Source organism: Micromonospora sp. SYSU B005 (assembly GCF_055362685.1).
This window is the reverse complement of sequence record NZ_JAXCFU010000011.1, coordinates 46,289-70,189: the sequence shown is the minus strand read 5'-3', so window position 1 is coordinate 70,189 and position 23,901 is coordinate 46,289. Positions and strand designations below refer to the sequence as shown.

Below are 23,901 nucleotides of genomic sequence, written 5' to 3'. Positions count from 1 at the left end.
GGGGCGGCGGGGGCGGCGGGGGGTGGGGGCGGGGGCTGTCAGGGGAGTTCGTCGGGGGTGCGGGTCAGGAGGAAGGTGGCTATGTCCAGGGCCACCGGGGTGCCGGAACGGTCGCGGATCACCGTCAGGATCTCGCCGTCCTGGGAGCCGGAGCGGCCCCGCCACCGGTCCGGGCCCTCCGGCGTGAAGCGGAGCAGCGGCCTGCCCACCTGACCGCCGACCAGGTCACCGGCGGCGTCGACGCGGAACTCGTATTCGCCGCCCATCCACCACCAGCGGCCGGTCAGCGCGGCCACGTCGGCGGCGGGCGGGTCGGCCGGGCGCCAGGGCGCGGGCGCGGCCGGTTCGGCGTCCAGCACCAGCGTGAGCGCCTCACGGCCGAGCGCGCCGATGTGGTGGCCGCGCAGCCCGTACGCGTTGGCGAAGTTGACCACGGCGGTGCGTGTCGGCCGGTGCACGGCGAGGCCGGCGACGTACCCGGGCATGGAGCCGCCGTGCCCGACGTACACCCGGTCGCCGACCCGGTAGAGCTCGATGCCGAGGCCGTGCCCGCCGGTCCACGCGTCCAGGTCGTTGATGACCACGGGGGCGCACATCTCGGTGAGCGTGGCGGGGGAGAGCAGCGCCGGGTCCGGGTCGGCCAGGAACGCCGCCCAGCGACCCAGGTCCTCGACAGTCGACCAGAGCTGTCCGGCCGGGGCCATCGCCCCGGTGTCGGTACGCGGCTCCTCCCGCAGCGTCTCGTGCCAGGGGTGGACGACGTAGCCGTGGGCGTACGGCTCGGCCGGGTGGTACGTGGTGCGGCGCATGCCCAGCGGCGTCAGCAGCCGCTCGGTCAGCAGCTCCGCCCACGGCGTGCCGGTGATCCGTTCCAGGACGGCGCCGAGCAGCCCGTACGCCAGGTTCGAGTAGTGGTAGACGAAGTGCGGCGGATAGGCGATCTTGCCCGGTGTCAGCCCGGCCAGCAGCGTGTCCAGGTCCATGCCCTCGGCGCGTTCCCACCAGTCGCCGTCCGGCTCGCGTTGCAGGCCGCCGACGTGGCCGAGCAGTTGGCGCACGGTCACCGCGCCGACCGGGGTGCCGGGCAGGTGCGCGTCGAGCGGGTCGTCGAGCGCCAGCCGCCCGGCGTCGCGCTGCTGCATCACCAGCACCGCGGTCATGGTCTTGGTGATCGAGCCGACCCGGTACTGGAGATCGCCGTCCGGGCGGGGCGTCTCACCGGCGACCGCCAGGTGCGCCAGCCGGCCGTCGCGGACCACGCCGAGGGCGAGCGAGGGACCCCGCCCCTCGGCCTGGGCCCGGGCGACCAGCAGGTCCACCTGACGCGCGGTCTCGGGCAGCAGGGGCATGTCGTCCTCCTCGTCGGCCGGCGGCGCGGTACGCCGTGCCGAGCCTAGCGATCATGACAGTTCGATGACACGTGCGTTGACGTGTCAGGATTGGTCTCGTGGACGCCGTCTTCTGGATCGTTCTGGGTGTGGTATTAGCGGTCGCCGAGATCTTCACGACGACGCTCTTCCTGATCATGTTCGGGGTCGGGGCGTTCGCCGCCGCCGGCGCCGCGGCGCTCGGTGCGCCGGTGGCGCTCCAGGCGGTGATCTTCGCGGTGGTGTCGGCGCTTTCGGTGGCGGTGGTCCGTCCGGTGGTCCGGCGGCACGCCCGGCCGGCGCTGGAGACCGGGGAGCAGCCGTTCGGGGTCGAGGCGCTGGAAGGGGCCACCGCTGTGGTCCTGGAGCCGGTCGACGCCGACCGGGGCATGGTCAAGATCGATGGTGAGCTGTGGACGGCCCGCTCGTACGACGCGACGCGCACGTACGCCGAGGGTGAGCGGGTGCAGGTGATCAAGGTCCGGGGCGCTACCGCCCTGGTATGGCAGGACGACATTTCCACCCCGGGCGAGCTGCCCGAAGCGAAAAGGTGAACGGTATGGAGTTTCTGGCGATCCTGATGATCGCGGTGGCGTTGATCGGTGTGGTGACGCTGTTCAAGGCGGTACGGATCGTGCCGCAGCAGCGTCAGGACGTGGTGGAGCGGCTGGGCCGGTACAAGCGCACGCTGAACCCGGGCCTCAACCTGCTGGTGCCGTTCGTCGACGCGGTGCGCACCAAGGTCGACATGCGCGAGCAGGTGGTCAGCTTCCCGCCGCAGCCGGTGATCACCTCCGACAACCTGGTCGTCTCGATCGACACGGTCCTCTACTTCAAGGTGGTCGACTCGGTTCGCGCCACCTACGAGATCTCCAACTTCCTCCAGGCCATCGAGCAGCTCACCGTCACCACGCTGCGTAACGTGATCGGCTCGCTGGACCTGGAGCGCGCGCTGACCAGCCGCGAGGAGATCAACCGGCACCTGTCCGGCGTGCTGGACGAGACCACCGGCCGCTGGGGCATCAAGGTGACCCGGGTCGAGATCAAGGCGATCGAGCCGCCGCCGAGCATCCGCGACTCGATGGAGAAGCAGATGCGCGCCGAGCGGGACCGCCGTGCCGCGATCCTCAACGCCGAGGGGCACAAGCAGTCGCAGATCCTCACCGCCGAGGGTGAGAAGCAGGCCGCGGTGCTGCGCGCCGACGGTGACCGGCAGGCCCGGATCCTGCAGGCGGAGGGCCAGGCCAAGGCGATCCGTACCGTCTTCGACGCGATCCACACCGCCAACCCGAGCCAGAAGGTGCTTGCGTACCAGTACCTCCAGGCGCTGCCGCAGATCGCCAACGGCACCGCCAACAAGGTCTGGATCGTCCCGACCGAGCTGACCAAGGCCCTGGAGGGCATGGGTGGCGCGCTGGGCGGACTGGCGAACATGGTCGGCGACCAGCCGTCGCCGGAGGCCGCCAAGAGTGCCGGCGAGGTCGAGCGGGAGGCCGCGGAGGCCGCCCAGGCCGCGGCCATCGCGGCCCAGGAGATCCACAACGAGGTACGCGTGGCGGAGGCGCAGGCCACCGGCGGCAACACCCCGCAGGGTCTGCCCGCGCCGGAGCCGGTGTCCCCGGCCAGCCTGGTGAACGACCCGGCGGACCAGCGCGAGCGGGGCTGACCGGCAAATCCGAGAATCCCTCATACGGCGCTCCGGCGACTGCCACCATCGGTTTCAGGACGGGTGGTGAGCAGGGCCGGAGCGCCGTTGCGCGTCCCGGGCCATCCGCGGCGCGAACGAGGTGAGGCATGAAGGACCCGGCGAACCGGCTGTTCTCCCGTACCCCGGTCCCCGGCGCGCACGACCCCGCCGGACCGATCGGCTCCCGGCGTACCGGAGGGGGTTTCGGGGTCCTGCCGTTCGTCTCCGAACCCGGCCCGGGAGCGCCGGCCACCGACGCGACCTGGGCCTGGTCGATCCGCCGGTTCGCCCGCGCGGCGGTCTGGCTGCTCCCGGCGTACGCGGTCCTCTACGGCCTGGTGGCGATGGCCAGCGACGGCGGTGTCGGCAACGACCCGTACCCGGCCGACGGCCGGCCGCTCTACCTGGTCGGCTGGGTCGCCTCGGTGTGGCTGGGGCTGCTCGCCCTGCTGGCGCTCACCGGCCTGCTCGCCGCCACCCGCTGCCGCCGCGTCGCACTGGCCGGGCTGCTCGCGAGCATCGGCGGGATGGTGCTGATGCTGCCGTTCGCCGGGCTGGCCGAGCAGACACCGGTGTTCGGCGTGACCGCGCGCGGCATCGTGCTGTTCGGCGCCACCCTCTACAGCGTGGGCTGGTTCCTCACCGGCTGGTCGGTCGCCCGGTCCGGGATGTTCTCCTACGGCGACGGGACGATGCTGATGATCGCCGCCCCGCTGCTCGGCCTGGGTGGCGCGCTGATCGGCTCGCTCCAGACGTTCGGCGCGATCTTCGTGCTGGTCGCCGGCATCGGCATCGGCTACCGCAGCGGCCGCCTGGTGCCCGAGACCATCGCCCGGGACGCCGCCGCGGCGAGCGTCGCCGCCGCACCGGTGCCGCCGACGTCACCGAAGGGCCCACTCGGGGCGGGCTGACCGTTTCTTCAGCTGGGCGGTCGCCGTGAAGTAACTGACAGTTGCCTGGCGAGGTGGCCGGTAGGCGGCTTTCGTGGCAATCCTGGAGTCCATGCCGTCTCCCAGGTCGCCGCTGTCGCGGCTGTTCACCGTGCTGCTGGCCGGCCTGCTCGCCGGGCTCGTCCTCGCGCTCGCCGCGCTTCCCGGCGGCCTGCTCGGCGGGTTCGCCGCCCGGGCCGCGCTCGGCGCGTACGCGGAACTGCCCGACGCGCTGCGCACCCCCGTGCAGCCGCAGCGCTCCTACCTCTACGCCAACGACGGCAAGACGCTGATCACCACGTTCTACGACGTGAACCGCACCGACGTGCCGCTGGCCGAGATCGCCCCGGTGATGCGGCAGGCGATCATCGCGGCCGAGGACCGGCGGTTCTACTCGCACGGCGGCGCTGACCTGCGCGGCATCGCCCGCGCGCTGGTCGCGAACGTCAAGGGCGGCGGCACCGAGCAGGGCGGCTCCACGCTGACCATGCAGTACGTCCGCAACGTGCTCAAGACCGACCCGAACCGCACCCCGGAGGAGCGGCAGGCCGCCACCGAGCAGACCGTCGGGCGCAAGCTCCAGGAGATCCGGTACGCGAACGCGCTGGAGCAGTCGCTGTCCAAGGACGAGATCCTCAACCGCTACCTCAACATCGCCTACTTCGGTTCCGGCGCGTACGGCGTCGCCGCCGCGAGCCAGCGCTACTTCGGCAAGGCCCCGGCCGACCTGACGCTGGGCGAGGCGTCGCTGCTCGCCGGCCTGGTCCAGTCGCCCGACGCGTACAGCCCGATCGACGGCGACAAGGACCAGGCGCTGACCCGCCGGGGGTACGTGCTCGACGCGATGGCCGAGACCGGCGCGATCACCGCGCAGCAGGCCGCGGCGGCGAAGGCCGAGCCGCTGACGCTGCGCCCGACGGCCCAGCCCAACGGCTGCACCGCCACCGCCCAGGGGCACGACGACTGGGGCTTCTTCTGCGACTACCTGCGCCGCTGGTGGCTCACCCAGCCGGCCTTCGGCAGCACCCCCGAGGAGCGCGAGCAGGCGCTGCGCCGCGGCGGCTACCGGGTCGTCACCACGCTCGACCCGAAGATCCAGCAGACCGCGCAGGAGCAGGCCACCAAGGTCTACGGGTACGGCAACAAGCGCGCGCTGCCGATCGCGGCGGTCGAGCCCGGCACCGGCCGGGTCCTCGCCATGGCGGTGAACCGGCACTACAGCCTCGACGCCAACCCGGACGGGCAGGCCAACCACCCGAACACGGTCAACCCGCTGATCTCCGGCGGCGCCAGCGTCGACGGCTACCAGGCCGGCTCGACGTTCAAGATGTTCACCATGCTGGCCGCGCTGGAGGCCGGCAAGCCGCTGTCCACCGGCTTCGACGCCCCCAGCAGGCTGCCCACCCGGTACGCCTCGGACGACGAGGGCAACTGCGACGGCACGTGGTGCCCGGCCAACGCCAACCCGCAGTGGATGGACGGCTACCGGATGATGTGGGACGGCTTCGGCCGGTCCGTCAACACGTACTTCGTCTGGCTCGCCGAGCAGGTCGGCGAGGACAAGGTGGTGGAGATGGCCCAGCGTTTCGGCATCACCTTCCGGGCCGACTCCGACGCCGCGTTCGCCCGCGACAACGCCGCGAACTGGGGCGCGTTCACGCTCGGCGTCGCCGCCACCACCCCGCTGGACCTGGCGAACGCGTACGCCACGGTGGCCGCCGAGGGCACGTACTGCACGCCGCTGCCGGTGGTGTCGGTGACCGCGCCCGACGGCGACACCGTCGACGTGGCGCAGCCGTCCTGCAAGCGGGTGCTCGAACCGGACGTGGCCCGCGCCGCCACCGACGCGGCCCGCTGCCCGGTCGGCCAGCAGTCCGCGTTCGACCAGTGCAACGGCGGCACCGCCACCGCCGTCGACTCGATCGTCGGCCGCCCGGTGGCCGGCAAGACCGGCAGCTCGGAGCGCAACGCCACCGAGACGTTCGTCGGCTACACCCCGCAGGTCGCGGTCGCCGGCATCGCCGCCAACCCGGACGACGTCACCGACCTGGTCGGCTCCGCCGTGCAGGCGAAGGTGATCGACGCGGTGGCCCGGACCATCAAGACGGCGCTCACCGGCAAGCCGGTGGCCGACTTCACCGCGCCGAGCCGGGCGCTGGTCGGCGACCCGCAGCGCCCGCAGCCGCCCCGGCGGACCGAGCCGGACCGCCGCGAGCAGCGCCAGGAGAGCGAGCTGCCCTCCGACGTGCTGCGCTGGCTGCGCGAGCGGGGGTAACGGCCCCTCTCACCGCCGGGCCGCACGCACCGCCGCGTCGAGGGCGGCGGCCACCTCGTCCGGGGTGCCGTCGCCGTCGAGCGTGACGAACGAGCCGAACTCCGGCAGCGCCCGGTACGCGCCGTCCAGCGCGCGCAGGTGCGCCAGTTCCTCGGTGTCGATGCCCCGCGCGGCCACCCGCCGCTGCGCCACCTCGGGCGAGGTGCCCAGGAAGCACACCACCGCCGGGCGCGGGAAGACCGCGTAGACGGCGCGCACCACGCGCCGTCCCCGGTCGCCCCGGGCCGCCATGATCACGTCCTGGCACCAGGTCCACCGGTCCAGCACGGCCACCCGTCCGGTCAGGCGGGCCACCGCGACGGTCCGGGCCATCGCCGCCGCGCGCACCGTCGCCTCCAGGGCCGGATAGACGGTACGACCGAACAGCGCCACCCCGTCCGGCCGGCCGAGCCCCCGCGCCAGCCGGTTCCACAGCGGCCGCCCACCGGCGTTCTCGAAGTACCGCGCCCGCACACCCCGCTCGCGCAGCCGCGCCGCGAGCGCCCTGGCCTGGGTCGTCTTTCCGGAGCCGTCGACACCGATCAGTGCGATCATCACGGGACGGCCCACAGCCCCGGACGCTAACGCACCCGGACAACCATGCAGGTGACGTGTCGGATCCGGTCCGGCGGCTCCGACCCACCGGTGAGCGTGCCCGGCCGGGCCGCGCCGCGACGCGGAGGAACACATCATGGGCAACGTCATCTACGGGGTGCACACGTCGGTCGACGGCTTCATCGAGGGCCCGAACGGCGAGTTCGACTGGCCGGAGATGGGGGAGGAGCTGTCCGCGTACTCGATCGGGCTGGCCGAGCGGGCCGACGCCTTCGTCTACGGGCGGCGGGTGTGGGAGATGATGTCCTCCTACTGGCCGCAGGTCGAGTCGATCTCCGACCACCCGCACGACCTGGCGTTCGCGCCGGTCTGGCGGCGTACCCCGAAGGTCGTGGTCTCGCGGACGCTCGCCGAGGCGGGCCACGGCGCCGTGGTGGTCGGCGGCGGCGACCTGGCGAAGGAGTTCGCCGAGGTCCGCGAGCGGTTCCCCGGCGACCTGCTGGTCACCGGCGGCACCGGGGCGGCGACGGCGCTGGCCGCGCTCGGGCTCGTCGACACCTACGAGGTGATCGTGCACCCGGTGGTGCTCGGCGGCGGACGGCAGGTGCTGCCCGGCCTGGCCCGGCAGGGCCTGCGGCTGGTCGAGACGCGCGCCTTCGACGGACGGTCGGTGCTGCTGCGCTACGCGCGGGCCTGACGCCTCAGCGGCCCCGGCGGCGGGGCCGGTACGTGGCGAGCGCGGCCGGTACGCCGCGCCGCACGATGCCGGCCCGGTCGCTGTCCCCGCGCAGCACCGCGGCGGCGGTCTTGCGGGCCTGCTCGGCGGTGAAGTGCGGCGGCAGCATCAGCTCGGCCGGGTCCACCACCGCGTTGACCACCACCGGGCGGTCCGCGTCGAGCACCCGCTGCCACAGGCCGTCCACCCGGGCGGGGGAGTCGACCAGCTCACCGCCGAGGCCCAGCACCTCGGCCCACCTGTGGTACGCCACGTCCGGCAGGTCCTGGCTGTCCGGGAACATCGGCGTGCCCTCGCTGGAGCGCTGCTCCCAGCTGACGAACGCGAGGTCCCGGTTGTTGAGCACCAGCACGACGAACCGGGGGTCGGACCACTCCCGCCAGTACTTCGCCACCGTGATCAGCTCGTTGACGCCGTTCATCTGCATCGCGCCGTCGCCGAGGAGCGCGATCACCGGGCGGTCCGGGTGGGCGAACTTCGCCGCCAGCGCGTACGGCATCCCGCCGCCCATGGAGAGCAGCGTGCCGGAGAGGCTGGCCAGCATGCCGGGGCGGACCCGCACGTGCCGGGCGTACCAGGCGGTGGCGGTGCCGCAGTCCACGGCGAGCATGGCGTCCTCGGGTAGCGCGTCGTCGAGCGTGGCGAACAGCGACTGCGGGTTGACCGGGTCGGCGGGCTGGGCGGCGACCTCGCGTTGCGAGGCCCGCCACTTGCCGGTGGCGTCGGCGAGGGTGGCCCGCCAGGCGGTCGGACCCGGCCCCGGGCCCAGTTCCTCGAGCAGGGCGCGCAGCGTCGGCCCGGCGTCGCCGGTCAGGTTCACCTCGGTCGGGTAGCGCAGCCCCATCCGGGTGCCGTCGATGTCGATCTGCACCGCCCGAGCCCGGCCCTCCGGGGGATAGAACTCCGAGTAGGGCATCTGGCTGCCGACGATCAGCAGCCGGTCGCACTCGCGCATGAGCTGCCAGCTCGGGCGGCTGCCGAGCAGGCCGATCGCGCCGGTCACCCAGGGCTGCCGGTGGTCGACGGCGGTGAAGCCGAGCAGCGCGGTGGCGACCCCGGCGCCGAGGCGGTCGGCGATCCGGCGTACCTCGTCCTCGGCGCCCAGCGCGCCCTGCCCGACCAGCATCGCCACCCGCTCGCCGCCGCGCAGCACCTCGGCGGCGCGGCGCACGTCGGCCTCCGGCGGCACCGTCGGCTCGCTGCTCGGCACCGCGCTGGTGTGGTAGTAGCCGTGGGCGTGCGGCGGGTGCGGCACCGCGGGCAGGTCCTGCACGTCGGAGGGGAGAACCAGGGCGGTCACGGTACGCCGGGCGAGCGCCGTGCGGCAGGCGCGGTCGACCAGGTGCCGGGCCTGGGACGGGTCGTCGAGCTGGGCCAGGAAGGCCGAGGCCACGTCCTTGTAGAGCGCGAGCAGGTCCACCTCCTGGTAGTAGCCGCCGCCCTCGGCGGGCAGCGCGGTGTGCCCGAGCAGCGCCACCACCGGCTGGTGGTCGAGCTTGGCGTCGTAGAGGCCGTTGAGGGCGTGGATCGCGCCCGGACCGCTTGTCACCACCACGCAGCCGAGCGGGCCGCCGCCGTACTTGACGTGCGCGCCGGCCGCGAACCCGGCTGTCTCCTCGTGCCGGACCTGGATGAACCGGGCCCGCCCCTCGGCGCGCTGCAACGCCGAGGTCATGCCGTTGATCCCGTCGCCCGGGTAGCCGTAGTAGCGGTGCACGCCCCACTCGGCGAGCCGGGCCACCAGGTAGTCGGCGACTGTGGCGTCGCGGGGGAGGTTGCCGTCGTGATCCGCGCCCATCGTGGTCCCTCCGTCACCGTCGGCCTCCCGGCTTGCTTCCCCGCCCGGGACGCCGGAAACCCGGCCCGCGCCGGAGCGGCCGGGCGGGCCGGGCAGAATCGCCTGGTGCCCGTCCACGAGATCACCGACCCCGACGACGACCGGATCGCCGACTACCGCGCGCTCACCGACGTGGAGCTGCGTACCCGCTGGGAACCGCCGCACGGGTTGTTCATCGCCGAGGGGGAGCTGGTGCTGCGGCGGGCGCTGCGGGCCGGCTACCCGGCCCGGTCGTACCTGGTCGACGCCAAGCGGGTGGACCAGCTCGCCGACCTGGACACCGGTGACGCGCCGGTGTACGCGGCCACGCCGGACGTGCTCCAGCGCGCCACCGGCTTCCACGTGCACCGGGGCGTGCTCGCGTCGTTCCACCGCAAGCCGCTGCGCTCCGCCGACGAGGTGCTCGCCGCCGCCCGGCGGGTGGTGATCCTGGAGGACGTCAACAACCACACGAACCTGGGCGCGATCTTCCGTGGTGCCGCCGCGCTCGGCGTCGACGCGGTGCTGCTGTCCCCGACCTGCGCCGACCCGCTGTACCGGCGCAGCGTACGGGTGAGCATGGGCGAGGTGTTCGCGGTGCCGTACGCCAAGCTCGATCGCTGGCCCGACGGGCTGGACCAGGTCCGGGCGGCCGGGTTCACGGTGCTCGCGATGACACCAGCGCCGGATGCCGTACCGATGCAGCGGCTGACTTCGGCGCAGCGGGACCGGGCGGCGTTGCTGCTCGGGGCGGAGGGGCCGGGGCTGACCTCGGCGGCGCAGGCGGCCAGCGACGTGCGGGTGGTGATCCCGATGCGGCGCGGCGTGGACTCGCTGAACGTGGCCGCAGCCGCGGCGGTGGCGTTCTGGGAGCTGGGGCGTGAGGACCCGATCTGACGACGGGCTCTGACGACCGGCTTGCATGACCATGCGACGGCGTGCATAATCTTCCTTGTGTCCAAGGTTCTCACCTCCCTGCCCATCGGCGAACGTGTCGGCATCGCCTTCTCCGGCGGCCTCGACACCTCGGTAGCCGTCGCGTGGATGCGCGACAAGGGCGCCGTCCCCTGCGCCTACACCGCTGACATCGGCCAGTACGACGAGCCCGACATCGCCTCGGTGCCCGGCCGCGCGCTCAGCTACGGCGCCGAGGTCGCCCGCCTCGTCGACTGCCGCGCCGCCCTGGTCGAGGAAGGGCTGGCGGCGCTGACCTGCGGCGCCTTCCACATCCGCTCCGGCGGGCGGGCCTACTTCAACACCACGCCGCTGGGCCGGGCCGTGACCGGCACGCTGCTGGTCCGCGCGATGATCGCCGACGACGTGCAGATCTGGGGCGACGGCTCGACGTTCAAGGGCAACGACATCGAGCGGTTCTACCGGTACGGCCTGCTGGCGAACCCGCAGCTGCGGATCTACAAGCCGTGGCTGGACACCGACTTCGTCACCGAGCTGGGCGGGCGCACCGAGATGTCGGAGTGGCTGCTGGAGCGCGGCCTGCCCTACCGGGACAGCACCGAGAAGGCGTACTCCACCGACGCCAACATCTGGGGTGCCACCCACGAGGCCAAGACCCTCGAACACCTGGACACCGGCATCGAGACGGTCGAGCCGATCATGGGCGTGAAGTTCTGGGACCCGTCCGTGGAGATCCCCACCGAGGACGTCACCATCGGCTTCGACCAGGGCCGCCCGGTGACGATCAACGGCAAGGAGTTCGGCAGCGCCGTCGACCTGGTGCTGGAGGCCAACGCCATCGGCGGCCGGCACGGCCTGGGCATGTCCGACCAGATCGAGAACCGGATCATCGAGGCCAAGAGCCGGGGCATCTACGAGGCCCCCGGCATGGCGCTGCTGCACGCCGCCTACGAGCGGCTCGTCAACGCCATCCACAACGAGGACACGCTCGCGAACTACCACAACGAGGGCCGCCGCCTCGGCCGCCTCATGTACGAGGGCCGCTGGCTCGACCCGCAGGCGCTGATGCTGCGCGAGTCGCTGCAGCGCTGGGTCGGCACGGCGGTCACCGGCGAGGTCACGCTGCGGCTGCGCCGGGGCGAGGACTACTCGATCCTCGACACCACCGGCCCGGCGTTCAGCTACCACCCGGACAAGCTGTCGATGGAGCGCACCCAGGACTCGGCGTTCGGCCCGGCCGACCGGATCGGCCAGCTCACCATGCGCAACCTCGACATCGCCGACTCCCGGGCCAAGCTGGAGCAGTACGCCTCCGTCGGCATGGTCGGCGGCGGCAACCCGCAGCGGGTCGTGGGCGCCGCCCAGGCGGCCTCGACCGGGCTGATCGGTGCCATGCCGCAGGGCGGCGCCGAGGCCATCGCGTCCCGGGGTGTGCCCACCGCCGAGGACGAGGCGCTCGACCGCGCCGCGATGGAGTTCGGCGTCGACTGATCGCCGCGGCTCGTTCCGCCCGCCCGCCCGCCGGTCCCCGCCTTCCCGGCGGGCCGGCGGGCGGTGTCGCTCTCGGCAACGGTGGTGACGCAGGGTAGCGTGTCGCCCGTGTTCCCTACCGTGCGTGAGGTGCTGGAGCTGGTGCCCGTGCGCCACGGCGCGCCGCGCCTGGTCGCGGGGAACGCCGGACTGGACCGGTCGGTGCGCTGGGTGCACATCGCCGAGGTACCCGACATCGCCACCCTGCTCGGCGGCGGGGAACTGGTCCTCACCACCGGGATCGGCCTGCCGGGCGACGACGCCGGGCTCCGCGAGTTCATCGGCGCCCTCGCCGACGTCGGCGTCTCCGGGCTGGTGGTCGAACTGGGCCGCCGCTACGTCAGCGGAGTCCCACGCGTGATGGCCGCCGCCGCCGAACGACGCGGCCTGCCCCTGATCGAACTGCGCCGGGGCACCCCGTTCGTCCGCATCACCGAGGCGGTGCACGCGCTGATCGTGGACGCCCAGCTCACCGAGCTGCGCGCCACCGAGGAGATCCACCAGCGGTTCACCGAACTGTCAGTGGAGGGCGCCGAACCGGCCGAGGTGCTGCGGCAGGCCGCCGAACTGGCCGGCTGCCCGATGGTGCTGGAGAACCTGTCCCGGCAGGTGCTCGCGTACGACCCGGCGGGGGAGAACGCCCAACTGCTGCTGGACGGCTGGGAACGGCACTCGCGGCAGATCCGCCCGCCCGGGCGCACCGCGTACGACCCGGACAGCGGCTGGCTCGTCACCACAGTCGGCGCGCGGGGACAGGACTGGGGACGGCTGCTGCTGCGCTGGCCGGCCACCGAGTCCACCCCGCCGACCCGGCTGACCATCCTGATCGAACGGGCCGCCTCCACGCTGGCGCTGGGCCGGCTGATCCGGCGCGACGCCGAGGGGCTGGAACGGCAGATCCACCGTACGCTGCTGACCGCCCTGATCGACCACACCCGCCCGGTGGACGAGGTGGCGCTGCGCGCCAAGGCGCTCGGCGTCGTCCTGGACCGCCGCCACCTGGTCGGCGTCGTGGTCCGCCACCGCGCCGACGAGCCGGCCGGCGACACGGGCGCCCCCGACGACGAGCCCGCCGCCCGCCGGGGCGCGCGCCGCGACACCGACGCCGAGGACCCGGAAGCCGGCCCGGCCCGGTTGCGTGACCTCGCCGAAGCGGTCAGCCAGGCCGTCCGGGACGCCAAGCTCACCGCGCTGACCAGCCCGCTCGACGACCAGGCCGTGGGTGCGCTGCTGGCGCTCCCCGACCCCGCCGCCGAGGAGAAGGCACTGTCCGCGTTCGCCGCGGCGTTGCGCCGGGTACGCCTCGACGCCGCCCCCGCCGCCCGCCCGGCGTCCCGCCCGTCGGAGTCGCCTGACCGGCCCGCCGGACGGGCCGTCGCGTCGGGGAGCGCGCGGCCGGTCGACGCGCCGCCCCGAGCCGCGATCGTGGTGGCGGCCGGGTCCGGTGTGAGCAGTCTGCGCGAGGCACGCCGGTCGTTGATCGAGGCGCGGCAGGTCGCCGAGGCGGCCCGGCGGGATCCCCGGGATCTGCCCTGCTACCGGCTGCCGCACGTCGGGCTGGCCGGGCTGCTGCACCTGCTGCGCGACGAGCCCCGGTTGCAGACGTTCGTCGAGCGCGAACTCGGGCCGCTGCTCGCCTACGACGCCCAGCACCCGCGGGAGCAGTTGCTCGGCACGCTGCGGGCGTACCTGGAGCAGGGACGGAACAAGTCGGCCGGCGCCGCTGCCGCGCACCTGTCCCGGCCGGCGTTCTACGAGCGGCTGGCCCGTATCGGCCGCATCCTCGACGCCGACCTCGACTCGGTCGACAGGTGCCTGTCCCTGCACGTGGCCCTGCTGGCCCTCGACGCCATCCGCACCCCCTGACCGCGGCCCGGCCCACACCCCGCCCGTCCCGCCCGTCCCGCCCCTCCGCCCTCCCGGGCTGTCCCGCGCCAATCTTGGAGTTGTGGCGCCCAGAATGCCGGCTACGCACCGTTATCAGAGGTGCCACAACTCCAAGATCGATAGGGTGCGGGCGGTGATCATGAGGTTGAGCCGGTGATTCGCCGGAATTCGCACCGTCAAGTTCATGATCGACGGGGCGGGTCAGGTCAGGTCAGGGCGGTCAGGGTTTTGGCGTAGGGGGCGGGGACGTAGTTGTCGCTGCCGGGGTTGAACACGTCGGAGGTGGCCGCCGCCTGCCAGGCGGTGTCGGGCAGGGCCGCGACCAGGGCGCGTACCACAGGCACGTCGCGCCACTGGTCCTGCTGGGCGAGCAGGCTCAGCGCGACCACCGACTCCTCCACCTCGCCCACGCACTCGAACGGCTTGTGCCCGTCGATGCCGAGCAGCTCCCGGTAGCCGGGGATCTGGGACTCGTCGGCCAGCAGGTCACCGCCGAAGATGCCGGTCAGCCGCTCGCGGGGCATGAACGGCGCCATGGCCAGGAACACGAACCGGCACTTCGGGCAGTCGCGGCACCAGCGCTCGCTCGCGTCGCGCAGCTTGAACGCGGCGTTGCAGCTGGTCACCACCGCGTCGTACCGGTCGATCTCGGCGAACAGCCGGGCGATGTGCAGCTCGGACAGGGAGCGCAGCAGCGAGAAGTACGGCTCGGTGAGCCCCGCGTGCTCGGCCAGCGCCGCGCGCAGCAGCCCCTCGGCCTCCACGCCCTTCGACCACTGGTGGTTGATCTCGTGACCGTTCCAGATCAGGTTCGGATCGGACGCGGAGCGCTCGTTCGACATCACCACCGGGCCGAGGCCGTGCAGGACGGCGGTGGCCACGGCGATCAGCGAGTTGATCGCGGTGACCGGGATGTGCCCGTTGCGCGCACCTGCGGCGTTCAGCTCGAACAGCACCGGGTCGAGCCGCCGCCGGGCGGCCAGCGGCACCAGGTCCGACGCCTCGTTCACCGACACGATCACGTGGTTCGGGTTGACTGAGAACGGCACCGGGTCGAGGCCGGCGCGTCGCAGCGCCTCCAGCGTGACGATGGAGTCCTTGCCGCCGCCGACAGCCGACAGCGGACGACGGTCGGAGTTGTCCACCGGCACCGCCGGGTCCACGGTGCCGGACGGCACCTCGGGACGCAGTTCCAGCACGTGCGGCAGCTCGTTGCGGTACGCGTACTCGGCGAGGCCCTTGGTGTAGACGGCGGTGACCAGCTCGACGGCGGCGGCGCCCAGCGGCGCGGGCAGCACCAGCCGGGGCGGCGCGGCGGCCTTGTAGTAGCTGACGCCGGCGACCACGTGCAGCAGCTCCAGCACCCGGGACAGGGTGGCAGCTGTGGCGTCGGAGACCGGCTCGGCCGGCAGCGGAAGCGTGATCACCTCGGTGAACCGCTGCTCGCCGTCGGGACCGGTCAGGGCGTAGTCGAACAGGACCTCGCCGGTGGCGAAGTCGATCGAGTAGGACGGGAAGGTGAAGGCGTCCATCCGCCGCAGCTGCTCGTTGGGCACACGCCATACTAGGCCCTGGTTCGTCCGTCCGTGTCCGGCTGGGCCGGACCCTGCCCGCCGTCGACCGAGTCCGAGGAGAGCCCGTGCGCCTGTCTGATCTGCGCGGACGTCATGTCGCCGTCTGGGGCGCCGGCCGCGAGGGCCGGGCCGCGGTGACCGCGATCGCCGCGCACGGGCCGGCCGGCCTGGTCGTCGTCGACGACAGTGCCAACTTCCTCACGCTGCCCTGGGACGGCCCGCTGGCCGCCGCCGCGCCGCTCGTCACCGGCGAGGAGGGCTTCGAGCGCCTGGCCGCCGCCGACGTGGTGGTCCGCTCGCCGGGTGTGCCGAACACCCATCCGTGGATGGTGGAGCTGCGCCGCCGGTCCGTGCCGGTCACGCAGGGCAGCGCGCTGTGGATGGCCGACCACGCGGACCGGACCGTCGGGGTGACCGGCAGCAAGGGCAAGAGCACCACGTCCAGCCTGATCAGTCACCTGCTCACCGCGATGGACCGGCCGAACGTGTTCGGCGGCAACATCGGGGTGCCGCTGCTGGACCTGCCCGAGGCGGAGCTGTACGTGCTGGAGCTGTCCAGCTACCAGTGCTCCGACCTGACCGACTCGCCGCGCGTGGCGGTGGTGACCGCGCTGTTCCCGGAGCACCTGGACGCGCACGGCGGTGAGCGGGAGTACTACCGGGACAAGCTGAACCTGATCGCGCACGGCCCGCACGCCGTCGTAGTAAACGGCGCCGACCCGCGGCTGGCGGCGGAGCTGGGCGACCGGGCCGCGGTACGCGCGGGCTCGCCGGACACCACGCACGTGGCCAGCGGGCCGGACGGCACCCGGTGGTTCCACCTGCGGGACACGCCGCTGTTCCCGCGCGCCGTGCTGCCGCTGGTCGGGCGGCACAACGAGGGCAACCTCTGCGTCGCGCTCGCCGTGCTTGACGCGCTCGGCGTCGACGTGGTGGCGCGCAAGGACAGCCTCGCCGTGGCGGTCGCCGAGTTCCAGGGCCTGGCGCACCGGCTCACCGAGATCGCCGACCCGTCCGGGCTCACGTTCGTCGACGACACGCTCGCCACCAGCCCGTACGCGGCCATGCACGCGATCGACGCGTACGAGGGACGGCCGTTGACGGTGATCGTCGGCGGTGCCGACCGGGGGCTGGACTACAGCCCGCTGCGCGCGCACCTGGCCGATCGGGAGATCACCGTGATCGGCGTGCCGGACAGCGGCCCCCGCATCGTGGAGGCGCTGTCCGGACTGCCGTCGGTGCGTACCGAGCTGGCCGACGACCTGGTCGCCGCCGTCGGGCTGTCCCGCAAGCTGACCCCGGCCGGCGGGGTGGTGCTGCTGTCCCCGGCGGCGCCGAGCTACGGCCGGTTCCGCAACTTCGAGCACCGCTCCGAGGTGTTCGCGCAGGCGGTGGCGGACACCGCCCGCTGAGTCAGCCGCGCTCCGCCCGCGTGTGCCGGGGCGGTCCCGGCTCGGCCGACAGGAGCGCGTCCAGCGACTCGGTGGGCGCCGAGCCGTCCACCGGCTCGCGCGGCCCGGGCGCCGTGCCGGCCGACGTCGCACCAGCGAGCGTCGTGTCGGCGGACGTCGCCTCGGCGGGTGTCGCGTCGGCGGGTGTCGCGGCCGGGCCGGCGCGGGGAGCCCGCCGCTTGACCGGCGTCCAGGCGAACGCGAGCGCCCCGCCGACGAGCGCGAGCAGCATGCCGATCAGGAACCCGCCCAGGTTCGAGGTGAGCCAGGAGACCAGCCCCAGCACCAGGGAGACCACCGCGTAGAAGACGCGTTGCTGCGGCGTGGTGATCAGCAGCACGCCGCAGATCACCAGGATCAGGGGGACCAGGTACGCGGCCAGCCCCTGCGGCCCGACGTGCAGCAGCACCCCGAGCGGCGCCCGCAGTGTCACGAGCATCTCCGCGCCGCCGAGCGCGATGAGCAGCCCGGCGGTGAACGGCCGCGCCCGGCGCCAGCGCCGCCAGCGTGTCCGGACGCCGGCGGCGGGCGCCGAGTGCTGTCCCGCGCTCACCTCAGCACCCTTCGGAGCTGAAGCCCATGCGCAGGTTGGGCAGCGTGAAGACGGCGGCGGTGGTGGCGTAGTTGTTCTGCCGCAGGTTGGTGATGGTCACGGTGTCGGCCTGCTGGGCGAACACGCCCGGGTTGCCCTTGACCCCGGGGACCTTGTCGACGGTGCTGGCGTCCTGCCCGACGTCGATGTTCTTGAAGGAGGCGTTACCGGCGATCTCGTCGCCGTCGACCACGAGCGTGCGGGCGGAGACGGGCTTGCCGGAATTGCCGGCGGTGATCCGCAGGTTGGTCCCGCCCAGGTTGATGCTCTGGCAGAGATTGGTCAGCTCGGCCTTGTCGATCGCCGAGACGATCACGAGCACCTGGCCGCCGGTGTCGCCCTGGTTGGGGCTGTCCGGGATCATCTGGTCGAGCGTGGCGAACTGCTCGAACCCGGTGCCCTCCAGTTTGTCGGCGGTGACCGTGAACGGCATGCCCGAGATGGCGAACTGCGCGCCGAGCACACCCTGCGCGGTCAGCACCACCATGCCGGCAGCGCCGGCCGCCACGGCGCCGAACGTGACGGCGAACCGGCGCCAGCGTACGCCGCTCCGCGGTTGATCGGTCTCGACCTGATCGATCTGCTCCGACATGCCGGCCCCTTTCGAGATCAATTCATCTGCGACGATGTGAATTGGCTTCGCAGGATGTGCGCGCCGAGGGGCGCAGGCCGAAGTTACCGCTGAGTAAAGGGGCGGTCAACTGCCTGTAGCAGATCGTTGGGCGGCATTTGCCAAAAGCGGCCAAAGTGAAAAACCGCTGCGGTTTCCGACCGGTCAGGGCTGGCCGGGTGCGCAGGGCGCGGTGGCGGCCGGGCCGTCGTCCGTCCCCGCCGCCCGCGCGACGCGGCCCGCCTCGCGTGGGCCGAGGAACGGCGCGGTCGCCGCGTACGTGAGCGCCGGCAGCAGCGACGGCAGCTCGTCGGCCCGCCCCTGCGCCACCCGCTCACGGATGGTGGCGTGGATGCCGCCGACCACTATGGACAGCAGCGCGTCCCGGTCCACGCCGGCCGGATCCGGCCCGGCGCCGGCGAAGAACCGGCGGAAGCTGCTCAGCAGCGCGTCGCGCTCCCGGCGGGCGTCCGGTCCGGCCGCGTCCACCTCGACCAGCGCCATCCGGGCGAAGGCGGGCACGCTCGCCAGCACGTCGAGCAGCGTGCGCAGCGCCGCCCGGGCGGCCTGCGGCCAGTCCGGGCCGGCGTCGCGGTAGGCGTCCTCCATCAGGTGCGACACCACCGCGATGCCGTGCCGGTACGCGGCCAGGAACGCGTCCTGCTTGCCGCTGAACAGCGCGTAGAACGCGGGCCGGGTGACTCCGGCGGCGTGGCAGATGTCGCTGACCCGGGCGTTGTCGTACCCCCGGCTGGCGACCTCCCGGACCAGGCCGTCGAAGAGGCGGTCGCGCTGGGTCGCCGCGACCTCCTCGGCCGGCACGCGGCGCGGGCCGCGCTTGATGGCGCGGTCCGGGTCGCGGCCGTGGCGGGCGCCCGGCAGGGGCACGGGCGCCGGCGACGGCGGGCTCGGGACTGTCACTCATCGACCTTTCTAGATGCGTTGACTTTACGACCCTCCGGGGTTTATAACTTTCGACACGCTCAGTTCACGTCTCGTCACCGCTGGTGATCTCTCCCGATCGGTCACCCGAACGCGTCGAAGGAGGGCCGGATGGCTGCCATTATCGCCGCGCGGACCCGTCCCCCCAAGACCGGAGAGACCCAGGTGACGCGGCGACGCCGCACTGCGCCACGCCGCCCGGCCCGCTGAGGCCGCAACGGCGCACCACCACCCGCGACGGCCCGGTCCCGGCCGCCGCGCCCACCGGCTCCGTCCACCCCGGACGCCGCCGGCACCGTTTCCTGTCCCACCGCCGGAAGGAACAACCATGCCCAGGTACGGACGCATCGGCGCGGGCCTCGCCGCCCTGGCGCTGCTGACCGGTCTGGTCGGCGCCGCCCCCGCCACCGCCGCACCCACCACCTCGCTCGCCAGCGCCGTGCTGACCTACCCGACCGTCGCCGGCACCGCCGTGTCGGTGGGCGACGTCATCCAGGCCAGCCTGCGCAGCGGCACCAACGCCACGTTCTACTCCTCGACCAGCGGCAGCACCGGCGTCAAGTGCGCCGCGTCCAGCTTCAGCGCCAAGGTGCTGACCAACCCGACCGCACCCGGCACCGCGACCGAGAGCCTCACCGCGCAGTCGTTCTCCAGCTGCACCACGAACGTCTTCGGCACCACCGGCGTGCAGAGCGTCACCGTCAACAACCTGCCCTACACCACGTCGGTGACCAGCGCGGGCGTGGTCACCATCTCCGGCACGGCGGCGGCGCCGATCCAGAGCACCGTCGTGCTCAACTCGCTGCTCGGCGCGATCACCTGCGTCTACCGGACCAGCACGAACACGCTGACCGGTACGGCGTCCAACGGCACCAACTCGATCAGCTTCACCAACCAGGTCCTGACCAAGTTCTCCGGGCCGTCGCTGTGCTTCGGCACCGCGTACTTCACCGCCTCGTACTCGCCGGTGAAGGACACCAGCAAGACCGGCAGCCCGGCGGTCTACGTCAACTGACACCCGGCTCTCGGGCCGGTGCGCGGCGGTTCGCCGGGCACCGGCCCGGACGCCGGTTCAGCCCGCCGTCAGCGTCGCGTGCAGCGCGCGCATCGACCGCAGCGCCGACCGGATCTCCTGGAGGTAGCGGCCCGGCGTCAGGGTCGGCTCCGGTACGGCGAGAGCGGCGCGCGCGCCCGGGTCCACGCCGACCGTCTCGATGCCGCACCCGTACGGCACGGCGAGCGTCCGCAGCGCGTCGCAGTGCTGGAACGGCACGTAGATCGGGGCGGTCACCATCAGCACCGGATCGTCCGCGCGCAACCGCACGTGCTCGGCCCAGAACCGCTGCGTGTCGGCGGTGTGCGCGCGACGCCGGTCCGGTTCGCTCGACGGCGCGGCGAGCACCCGTACCGGGGGCAGCCCGGCCGGCCGGTAGGTGCGCGAGGACCAGGCCCGGTGCGGATGACCGGCCGGCTCGCCGCGCTCGTCGTCCGGCTCGGCCACCCCGAAGGCCAGCCGTACCCCGGCGTCGAGGACGTCCACCTCGGTGACGCAGCCGGACAGGCCGGCCGCGTCGAGCGTGCGGGACTCGGCAGCCGACAGCGGCCGGAAGCTGCCGAGCACGGCCACCTCGCCGGTCACCTCGGCCGCGCTCCGGGCCAGCGTCGCCGCGTACGCGGTGCGCCGCAGGCAGGCGTGCGCCAGCCCGCCGAGCACCAGCAGATGCGCGTACCCGGATCGGGCCGGCGCGGCGGCGCGGACCAGGCCCAGCGTGGCGGCGGCGCTCAGCACCAGTCCGGCGGTGGCCGGGTCGAACGCCGGTTCCCGGGCGTCCGGGCGTTCCCGTCCCTGCCGGAAGTCCCAGCGGCGGGCGGAGAACGCGTCCAGCCCGGCCAGCACGGCCGCCAGGTCGCCGTCGGGCCAGTCGCCGCCGAAGTGCGCCACGAGCTGCCGCACCGGCGCCGACTCCACCCAGGACCGGACCCCGTCGAGCAGTTGTGCCCGCGTCGTCCCCGCCGCGCCGCCCGGCAACGTCACCTGATCCGTCCGCACCCGGCGGATGCTACCGGCGGGCCGACTCGCACAGTGCCGGTTGTCCCGGCCCCGGTCGTGGTGGGAACGTGCGGGGATCCACCTCCGCTGAAGGGTGCGCCGATGACCTCCGACGACCTGCTGGCCCGGCACCGGGCCGTGCTCCCGTCCTGGATGCCGCTCTACTACGCCGAACCGCTGGAACTCGTCGCCGGCTCCGGGCGCCGGGTCACCGACGCGGCCGGCCGGACCTATCTGGACTTCTTCGGCGGGGTGCTGACCACGATGGTCGGCCACGACATCCCGGAGATCCGCGAGGCGGTCGAACGGCAGCTACGGACCGGGCTCGTGCACACCTCGACGCTCTACCTGATCCGGCAGCAGGTCGAGCTGGCCGAGAAGATCGCCCGGCTCTCCGGCATCCCGGACGCCCGCGTCTTCTTCACCAACTCCGGCACCGAGGCGAACGAGGCAGCGCTGCTGGTCGCCACCAACCACCGGCGCTCGCACCAGATCCTCGCGGTGCGCAACAGCTACCACGGCCGGTCGTACGCGACGATGGGCGTCACCGGCAACCGAGGCTGGTCGGCCAGCTCGCTCAACCCGTTGCAGGTGGCCTGGCTGCACTCCGGGGAGCGGCTGCGCGGTCTGCTGGCCCGGCTCGACGCCGCCGACCGGGTCGACGCGGCGGTCGAGGACCTGCGCGAGGTGCTCGCCACCCAGACCGCGGGCGACGTGGCCTGCCTGATCGCCGAGCCGGTCCAGGGCGTCGGCGGCTTCGTGCACGGCCCGGACGGGCTCTTCGCCGCCTGGAAGAAGGTGCTCGACGAGCACGGCATCCTGCTGATCAGCGACGAGGTGCAGACCGGGTGGGGCCGTACCGGCGAGCACTTCTGGGGCTACCAGGCGCACGGCGTGACGCCGGACCTGCTCACCTTCGCCAAGGGCATCGGCAACGGGTTCGCGCTCGCCGGGGTGGTCGGCCGGGCCGAGGTGCTGGAGTCGGTGCCGGCGATCAGCTTCTCCACGTTCGGCGGCAATCCGGTCTCCACCGCCGCCGGCAACGCGGTGCTCGACTACCTGCTCGACCACGACCTCCAGGGCAACGCCGCCCGGACCGGCGCGATCCTGGGCGACGGCCTGCGCGCGGCCGTCGCCGGGCTGGACCAGGTGGCCGAGGTACGCGGCAAGGGCCTGATGCTCGCCGTCGAGTTCGTCCACCCGGGCACGGTCGAGCCGGACGCGGCGCTGACCACACGCGTCTTCGAGGCGTGCCGGGCCGGCGGCCTGCTGGTGGGCAAGGGCGGCCTGTACGGCAACGTGATCCGGATGGGCCCGCCGCTGACGCTCACCGAGGACGAGGCCCGGGAGGGCCTGGCGATCATGGTCGACGCGATCCGCGCCTCGATCGACGCGTGAGCGTCAACCCGGCCGGCGCCGGCCCGCCGGTCCGGACCTGAGCAGCCGCAGCAGACCCGCCCCGGCCAGGTACGCCACCAGTGCCGGGGCGGGCAGGCCCAGCGGCTCCGGCGCCGCCTCGGGCGCGAGGCTGTTCAGCAGCAGGCCGACGAGCACGCCCGCGTACCCGGCGACGGCCAGACCGGCGCGCAGCCGCCGGCCACCCGCACCGGCCGGCCCGGTCGCCGCCGGGCGGCGGGTGCGTGCCTCCACCGGACCGAAGACGGCGACCAGCACGGTCAGCACCGCGGCCAGCGCGAGCAGCCACGGTACGCGCCACGCCCACCAGGCCGCCGAGCCGACCGGGGGAGTGGGCAGCACGCCGAGCGCGTCCAGCAGGCCGACGAGCAGCACCGCGGCGGTCAGGTGCCAGAGGAACAGCGTGAGCACCACCGCGTTTACGGCGAGCACCGCCTGCCAGGGGCCGGACCGGCGCAGCCAGCGCCCGGCCGGGCGTCGCAGCAGCAGGATCAGGCCGAGCTGGGCGACGGCCGCGGCCATCAGCGCCAGGCTCGGCGGCGCCGCGTTGTCCAGCCGCTCGCCCGGTACGTGGAGCATCGCCACCGGGTAGGGCCCGGCCACCGTGAGCAGCACCAGCGCGACCAGGCCGCCGCCGAGCAGGAGCACGCCCGCCCGGCGGGACAGCGGCAGCCGACGGCGGAACAGGCCCCGGGTCCCGGCGCCGGTCGCGTCGACGGCGGTCGCGGTACCGGCGGTCGCCCCGGCGCCGGCCGCGCCGGCGGGCTGACGGGTGTCCGCCTGGGCGGCGTCGTACCAGGCGAACCCGACCTGATGGACGGCCAGCCAGCCGAACAGGTAGTTGCCGTCGGCGAGCGCGGCCGGGCCGAGGAGCCGGCCGAGGTCGCCGAGCGCCACGAGGACCACGAGCGCCGTCGGCACGGCGAGCCCGAACCGGCGGTGCAGCGCGTACATCGGCGGGGTCAGCGCCACCACCGCGACGTAGGCGACCAGGAACCACAGCGGGATGGTGGCGAACCAGACCACTGTGCGCACCTGCGCCGGGTCGGCTCCGCGCAGCGTGGCGATCCCCGCTCCCGCCGCCAGGACCAGCAGCAACACGGTGGTGGGGCGGATCAGCCGGGCGCTGCGGTCGACCAGCCACCCGGCCGCCGACCCGCCCCGGCGCCGGCGGGCGGCCAGCGAGGCGGCGTTGGCGTAGCCGCCGACCAGGAAGAACACCGGCATCACCTGGGCCACCCAGGTGAGCGGCCAGGCCCAGCGCAGATCCCCCAGCGCGGAGTGGCCGGCGGGGCGGCCGTGGTCGTACCCGATGACCGTGACGCCCCAGTGGCCGAGCACGACCATGGTGATGGCCAGCGCCCGGAGCAGGTCGATGTAGCGCTCCCGCCCCGGCGGCGTGCGTTGCGCGAGCTGCCGCAGGCGGCGCATGGGGTCAGGCTAGGCCAGCCGGGCCCGACCGGTACGGATAACGGATCGGTCGAGAGGTCTTGTGGTCCCCGTCGCACTGTCGTAGAAATTCTTCATTGG

Annotated in this window: 20 protein-coding genes; 11 read left to right on the top strand and 9 right to left on the bottom strand. The window is 73.6% G+C overall.

Features of this window, described 5'->3' with window-relative positions; genetic code table 11:
* Positions 1 to 38 precede the first annotated feature (38 nt).
* A complete protein-coding gene (locus tag SM452_RS23175) occupies positions 39 to 1,349 on the bottom strand; it encodes a serine hydrolase domain-containing protein (protein ID WP_463840694.1) in 1,311 nt (436 codons plus the stop codon).
* Between the two features lie 98 nt (positions 1,350 to 1,447).
* On the opposite strand from SM452_RS23175, the gene SM452_RS23170 reads away from it, so the two are divergent.
* From SM452_RS23170 to SM452_RS23155, 4 genes are all read left to right on the top strand, one after another.
* Entirely contained in the window at positions 1,448 to 1,921 is a 474-nt protein-coding gene (locus tag SM452_RS23170; RefSeq protein WP_120568994.1) for an NfeD family protein, read from the top strand.
* 5 nt (positions 1,922 to 1,926) lie between these two features.
* Entirely contained in the window at positions 1,927 to 3,033 is a 1,107-nt protein-coding gene (locus SM452_RS23165; protein ID WP_262014358.1) for an SPFH domain-containing protein, read from the top strand.
* Positions 3,034 to 3,161: 128 nt separating this feature from the next.
* Complete coding sequence (locus SM452_RS23160; RefSeq protein WP_013475946.1) at positions 3,162 to 3,965, top strand: hypothetical protein; 804 nt, start codon at positions 3,162 to 3,164, stop codon at positions 3,963 to 3,965.
* 91 nt (positions 3,966 to 4,056) lie between these two features.
* Positions 4,057 to 6,258, top strand: a complete 2,202-nt coding sequence (locus SM452_RS23155; RefSeq protein ID WP_463840693.1) for a transglycosylase domain-containing protein — start codon at positions 4,057 to 4,059, stop codon at positions 6,256 to 6,258.
* 9 nt (positions 6,259 to 6,267) lie between these two features.
* On the opposite strand, the gene SM452_RS23150 is transcribed toward SM452_RS23155, so the two are convergent.
* Complete coding sequence (locus tag SM452_RS23150) at positions 6,268 to 6,867, bottom strand: nucleoside/nucleotide kinase family protein (RefSeq protein WP_463840692.1); 600 nt, start codon at positions 6,865 to 6,867, stop codon at positions 6,268 to 6,270.
* Between the two features lie 121 nt (positions 6,868 to 6,988).
* Between SM452_RS23150 and SM452_RS23145 the strand changes: the two genes are divergently transcribed.
* Complete coding sequence (locus SM452_RS23145; RefSeq protein ID WP_463840691.1) at positions 6,989 to 7,549, top strand: dihydrofolate reductase family protein; 561 nt, start codon at positions 6,989 to 6,991, stop codon at positions 7,547 to 7,549.
* A gap of 4 nt (positions 7,550 to 7,553) precedes the next feature.
* Here the strand turns inward: SM452_RS23145 and SM452_RS23140 are convergent, their stop codons facing one another.
* Positions 7,554 to 9,386, bottom strand: a complete 1,833-nt coding sequence (locus tag SM452_RS23140) for a thiamine pyrophosphate-requiring protein (protein WP_355509661.1) — start codon at positions 9,384 to 9,386, stop codon at positions 7,554 to 7,556.
* Between the two features lie 102 nt (positions 9,387 to 9,488).
* Between SM452_RS23140 and SM452_RS23135 the strand changes: the two genes are divergently transcribed.
* The 3 genes from SM452_RS23135 (at position 9,489) to SM452_RS23125 (ending at position 13,715) form a co-directional block, all read left to right on the top strand.
* Entirely contained in the window at positions 9,489 to 10,301 is an 813-nt protein-coding gene (locus tag SM452_RS23135) for a TrmH family RNA methyltransferase (RefSeq protein WP_355509764.1), read from the top strand.
* Between the two features lie 57 nt (positions 10,302 to 10,358).
* Positions 10,359 to 11,810, top strand: coding sequence for an argininosuccinate synthase (argG, locus tag SM452_RS23130; protein WP_030504283.1), 1,452 nt, complete (start codon positions 10,359 to 10,361; stop codon positions 11,808 to 11,810).
* Positions 11,811 to 11,918: 108 nt separating this feature from the next.
* On the top strand, positions 11,919 to 13,715 hold the full coding sequence (locus SM452_RS23125) for a PucR family transcriptional regulator (RefSeq protein ID WP_463840690.1): 1,797 nt from the start codon (positions 11,919 to 11,921) through the stop codon (positions 13,713 to 13,715).
* Positions 13,716 to 13,942: 227 nt separating this feature from the next.
* Here the strand turns inward: SM452_RS23125 and SM452_RS23120 are convergent, their stop codons facing one another.
* A complete protein-coding gene (locus SM452_RS23120) occupies positions 13,943 to 15,292 on the bottom strand; it encodes a hypothetical protein (RefSeq protein WP_463840689.1) in 1,350 nt (449 codons plus the stop codon).
* Between the two features lie 83 nt (positions 15,293 to 15,375).
* Here SM452_RS23120 and murD point away from each other — a divergent pair, with 83 nt between their 5' ends.
* Positions 15,376 to 16,722: a UDP-N-acetylmuramoyl-L-alanine--D-glutamate ligase gene (gene murD, locus SM452_RS23115; RefSeq protein ID WP_366625572.1), complete on the top strand. Its 1,347-nt coding sequence runs from the start codon at positions 15,376 to 15,378 to the stop codon at positions 16,720 to 16,722.
* A 1-nt stretch (position 16,723) separates the two neighbouring features.
* On the opposite strand, the gene SM452_RS23110 is transcribed toward murD, so the two are convergent.
* From SM452_RS23110 to SM452_RS23100, 3 genes are all read right to left on the bottom strand, one after another.
* Entirely contained in the window at positions 16,724 to 17,314 is a 591-nt protein-coding gene (locus SM452_RS23110; protein WP_262014349.1) for a DUF6114 domain-containing protein, read from the bottom strand.
* 1 nt (position 17,315) lies between these two features.
* A complete protein-coding gene (locus tag SM452_RS23105; protein WP_135241096.1) occupies positions 17,316 to 17,945 on the bottom strand; it encodes a DUF6230 family protein in 630 nt (209 codons plus the stop codon).
* Between the two features lie 183 nt (positions 17,946 to 18,128).
* The gene (locus SM452_RS23100; RefSeq protein WP_262014348.1) at positions 18,129 to 18,884 is read right to left on the bottom strand and encodes a TetR/AcrR family transcriptional regulator; all 756 of its coding nucleotides are present in this window, start codon (positions 18,882 to 18,884) and stop codon (positions 18,129 to 18,131) included.
* 349 nt (positions 18,885 to 19,233) lie between these two features.
* Between SM452_RS23100 and SM452_RS23095 the strand changes: the two genes are divergently transcribed.
* Positions 19,234 to 19,920: a Tat pathway signal sequence domain protein gene (locus tag SM452_RS23095; RefSeq protein WP_262014347.1), complete on the top strand. Its 687-nt coding sequence runs from the start codon at positions 19,234 to 19,236 to the stop codon at positions 19,918 to 19,920.
* A 57-nt stretch (positions 19,921 to 19,977) separates the two neighbouring features.
* Here the strand turns inward: SM452_RS23095 and SM452_RS23090 are convergent, their stop codons facing one another.
* The gene (locus SM452_RS23090; RefSeq protein ID WP_355509766.1) at positions 19,978 to 20,940 is read right to left on the bottom strand and encodes a hypothetical protein; all 963 of its coding nucleotides are present in this window, start codon (positions 20,938 to 20,940) and stop codon (positions 19,978 to 19,980) included.
* A 117-nt stretch (positions 20,941 to 21,057) separates the two neighbouring features.
* On the opposite strand from SM452_RS23090, the gene SM452_RS23085 reads away from it, so the two are divergent.
* Entirely contained in the window at positions 21,058 to 22,353 is a 1,296-nt protein-coding gene (locus SM452_RS23085; RefSeq protein WP_463840688.1) for an aspartate aminotransferase family protein, read from the top strand.
* Between the two features lie 3 nt (positions 22,354 to 22,356).
* On the opposite strand, the gene SM452_RS23080 is transcribed toward SM452_RS23085, so the two are convergent.
* Positions 22,357 to 23,802 (bottom strand): acyltransferase family protein, encoded by a 1,446-nt coding sequence (locus tag SM452_RS23080; RefSeq protein ID WP_463840687.1) that lies wholly within the window; start codon positions 23,800 to 23,802, stop codon positions 22,357 to 22,359.
* Between the last annotated feature and the right edge of the window lie 99 nt (positions 23,803 to 23,901).